This window comes from Allochromatium palmeri, from assembly GCF_009720725.1.
Classification (GTDB): Bacteria; Pseudomonadota; Gammaproteobacteria; order Chromatiales; family Chromatiaceae; genus Thermochromatium; species Thermochromatium palmeri.
Genome location: NZ_WNKT01000102.1, coordinates 1 through 3,491, shown reverse-complemented (window position 1 = coordinate 3,491; position 3,491 = coordinate 1). Strand labels below are relative to the sequence as shown.

The 3,491-nt window shown below is 53.7% G+C and carries 5 protein-coding genes; 2 read left to right on the top strand and 3 right to left on the bottom strand.

Going from position 1 to position 3,491, the window contains the following annotated elements:
- Positions 1 to 441: 441 nt before the first annotated feature.
- From GJ668_RS19500 to GJ668_RS19490, 3 genes are all read right to left on the bottom strand, one after another.
- Entirely contained in the window at positions 442 to 840 is a 399-nt protein-coding gene (locus GJ668_RS19500) for a hypothetical protein (RefSeq protein ID WP_186343234.1), read from the bottom strand.
- A gap of 134 nt (positions 841 to 974) precedes the next feature.
- Positions 975 to 1,190 carry a hypothetical protein gene (locus tag GJ668_RS19495; protein WP_155451746.1) on the bottom strand — a complete coding sequence of 72 codons (216 nt, stop codon included), beginning with the start codon at positions 1,188 to 1,190 and terminating at the stop codon, positions 975 to 977.
- A 60-nt stretch (positions 1,191 to 1,250) separates the two neighbouring features.
- Positions 1,251 to 1,910 carry a recombinase family protein gene (locus tag GJ668_RS19490; protein WP_155451745.1) on the bottom strand — a complete coding sequence of 220 codons (660 nt, stop codon included), beginning with the start codon at positions 1,908 to 1,910 and terminating at the stop codon, positions 1,251 to 1,253.
- Between the two features lie 202 nt (positions 1,911 to 2,112).
- Between GJ668_RS19490 and GJ668_RS19485 the strand changes: the two genes are divergently transcribed.
- Together GJ668_RS19485 and GJ668_RS19480 are read left to right on the top strand one after the other, a co-directional pair.
- Positions 2,113 to 2,925, top strand: coding sequence for a DNA-binding protein (locus GJ668_RS19485; protein WP_155451744.1), 813 nt, complete (start codon positions 2,113 to 2,115; stop codon positions 2,923 to 2,925).
- 163 nt (positions 2,926 to 3,088) lie between these two features.
- A complete protein-coding gene (locus GJ668_RS19480) occupies positions 3,089 to 3,358 on the top strand; it encodes a hypothetical protein (protein WP_155451743.1) in 270 nt (89 codons plus the stop codon).
- The last annotated feature ends 133 nt before the right edge of the window (positions 3,359 to 3,491 follow it).

Sequence of the window (3,491 nt, the reverse complement as noted above, 5' to 3'; positions counted from 1 at the left end):
TCAGGCACTCAAGGACTGGCACGAGAAACGCCCCAAACTCTTCAAAAAACGTGTCTACAATCTCCGGGGACTTGACACATAGGCTCATACAGTGTTCTGTGATGTGGATCAAATTTTCAGAACGTGCTTTTTTACCTGACAACCAACTTCAGTAGTCGGTTATATGCTCGATGGGCGGATCGCTGAAGGTCCGCGCTACCGTAGGGCTACCGGCTTCTTGGTCCAGGTGACGACCGTCTTGAAGTCCGTCACCCTGTCCCCTCCCCGCATACAAGCATTTATGCACAGCCACGATTCTTGATGATTTGCAAAGGTTAACGCCCGTTCCTTCATCCGAATCCTGGTGGTGACGAGTGCGATGGTTTGGGTTCGACGCGACCAGGGCAACCGGTCGAGGTGAGCGGGCGCAAGGCTTGTCCAAGCCGCTAATCCATGCTCCAGTTAGGTATCCAAGAAAGTCAGCAGATGCAGATCGCATCCCGGATACAGTGCTTCGATCTGCCGGTATAGAGCTTGCCCATCCGAATTCAGATCATCGAAAGTGCAGTGCCAGTATTCCTCAGCCTCATCGTTCCACCCAGACCAACCGGTCGAACCGAGAACGATCGACGCCAGATAGGGACGCGAAAGCTGACGCTGGAGCAAGTCGCGTGTGTCGGGATCGTTTGAACAGGGGTAGTGATAGGCTTCACCGCCCATAGTTTGGTCAGGATCTCGTTCAAAATCGTGCCGATCATCACCTGCAAACACTTCCAGGATCAGATCATTGACGCAGACACCACTACATACGCCAAAGCCATGATCATCGCGGTTATCGCAGACCACGAGTTTGACGAACATGCCTCCTTCTTCAGTATTATTTAGATTAGAATTATGAATAGGGAAGTTGACGCATCCTGAGACATCTAGAGAACGACGATTCATCACACGCTCTTCCAGGTTAGCTTGATTTTTTCAATATCGGCTTCAATTGCTCAACCCTGTATCACGATGTCACGATGCCACCCCATCCAGCGCACCCGTGACCATGCTTCATCCAGGGTGTCGTTGAACGGTTCTAGGTGCTGTTCGCCTTGGTCGTCGAGCAATTCCGCAACAATCCCGAAGTTTCCGGTGCCGTTGTCGCGACGAATTATTAGACGTTCGACATCGCCAGATTCAAACAGCGTTACGAGATCGCGGTCGTTCATCGTTATCTCCTTCAGCGACAAAACTTTCTATGGCTGATCGGTAATATACCGCTACTGTTCTCACGACAGACAGATATTCTTGATCGTCTGCGGATGCCAATGCCGCTGCCCACGCGGAACCGCCCCTTGCGCATTCAGTTGCTTGGCAATTCCGCTGTAACTCATCCCTGATTGGTGCCACATCCGAACTTGCTGTCGGATCACCTGTTCCTCCGGCTGCTCGATTAAGGATCGATGATCCGATCCTAACTGATACCCGTATGGAATGCCGCCGATGCGCTCTCCGCGCACTTTCTTGGCCCGTAATGCGGCCCTGGTGCGTGCACCGATGATCAGGCGCTCATATTCAGCGAAGGCATCGATGATGCGCCGCATCAATATATCGGATGGACTATCTGACCCGGTTCCTTCACCCGCCGCTGACATGATCCGCGCCCCTTTACGTTGCACGGCACTTTCGATCATCGCCACCACCAGCGGATCTCGGCCTAATCGGTCACGCTTGGCGACCATGAGCACATCGCCTGGATTCAAGACCCCAATGGCCTCCAGCAGCGCCGGACGCTTATCGAGTCCGGTCGAACCTGAGACGCCTTCATCCCGATAGACCCCGGCCAGTTCACCTGCTGCTTTCAGACAGGCATCGTACTGCGCCTCCAGTCCGGCCCCGGAGTCGGTTTGCTGATCGGTACTGACTCGCAGATAGGCGAGCGTGGTCATCGAGGGGTCTCCAGCGTCATCCAACACACTCCGAACCCTACTCCCACGGCTCAAATCCTTCAAGCACCGACCGGTGCTTGAAGAATAGTGTTCGTTTCTTACTTAGTTTATTTGTAACTTTGTTTGTTTAATTGTTTGTTATGTTTAGTCCGGTGTGCTATCGTTGGGACACGCTCATCACTCCGATCTGAGGAACCGCCCCATGCGTCCTACCGAAGTCACTGATGAAGAAATCATCGACGCTGGCCGCGCCCTGGTCGCACAGGGACGTAACGTGACGGGTTCGACCTTGCGTGAAATGGTCGGAGCACGGGGAGCGCCAAATCGACTCAAGGCGGTCTGGGATACATACCGGGCCGAGGTCGTCACTCCCCCCGAACCACGGCCCTTGCCCGAGATCATGGAAAGCGTGCTCGATCGACTCAAAACCCAGTGGTCAAAGCACCTGCAAGAACTGGTATTGGAACTCCAGGCGTTGGCTCGCCAAGAAGCGGAGCAAGCGTTACAAACCGATCGGGAACAGTTCGCGCAAAAACTCCAGTTAGCCCAGGAGACTGGCAACGCCCTGGAGCAGCAGGTTCGGGCACTAGAAGAAGAACGGGAGGGGTTACGTCACCAGTTGCAGCAACAGAAGACGCAGATCGATGTCTTGAATCTGGAACGCGATCAGATTCAGTCGCAGAATCAGGAATTGACGACCCAGATCCAACAGATTCAGCAGGAACGCCATGGATGGCTGGATAACTTGCAGCAACAGGCGACGCAGATCGGAACCCTGCAAGCCCAGCTTGAACAGGCCCATCAGCAAGTGCAGACATTGACGACGGAGATGCAGCAGGAACGCGAGCAACGGATACAGGCCCGTGAGCAGTTAGCCCGTCAGGAAGGGGAACTGGTGGCGTTACGCAAGATGCAGGAGGAATGGGCGAAGTCGTCGAACGCGACCCCATCACCAGCCGTCAAGAAACGCTCCAAGGCTATTGGAGCTTCATCAAGTAGCGATCAGGATAGCTGATATTTTGACGGCCATTCGCACTTGCAGCTATTTAAACATCGGCTATCATCAGTGAAATCCACTGTTCAACGCTAATAAGCTTATCCGTTATATCGCACGGCGTATGAAACGATCGGTAACAGCGCATCCGGTATTAAATGCTTAAATAGCGAGAGGTCAGCGTATGATGATCATCAAGACCGTGGACTACGACACCGGATACCTTGCAAGCGTCACCATCCGCTCGCCTGAGAGGGATGCACGCGATGCCTCAATCGACGTGCTGAAACCGGCTGAGACGGATGTCCGGCTGCCGCGTGGCTGGTATCTGTTCACCGATGGTCGAGGCGAATATACGCTGGACTGTCGTCCAACGGACGCGGATATTCTCGCCGAACTCACCTACCTGCTGGCCGAGGTGCAAGATTCGGAGGATGAAGACTTGGTACTCTAAAGTGGACCCTGAAAACCGGACAGTCATTTAAGTTATCAAACCGGTACAGAAGGGTGAGTCAAAATGGGTGAATCAAAGCGCAAGACGTACACGTCGTCGTTCAAAGCCAAGGTTGGTTTGGAGGCCATCCGTG

Excerpts from the sequence above, each read along its gene's own strand:
- GJ668_RS19490 (WP_155451745.1), bottom strand. The coding sequence starts at position 1,910 with ATGACCACGCTCGCCTATCTGCGAGTCAGTACCGATCAGCAAACCGAC.
- GJ668_RS19495 (WP_155451746.1), bottom strand. The coding sequence starts at position 1,190 with ATGAACGACCGCGATCTCGTAACGCTGTTTGAATCTGGCGATGTCGAA.
- GJ668_RS19485 (WP_155451744.1), top strand. The coding sequence starts at position 2,113 with ATGCGTCCTACCGAAGTCACTGATGAAGAAATCATCGACGCTGGCCGC.
- GJ668_RS19500 (WP_186343234.1), bottom strand. The coding sequence starts at position 840 with ATGTTCGTCAAACTCGTGGTCTGCGATAACCGCGATGATCATGGCTTT.
- GJ668_RS19480 (WP_155451743.1), top strand. The coding sequence starts at position 3,089 with ATGATGATCATCAAGACCGTGGACTACGACACCGGATACCTTGCAAGC.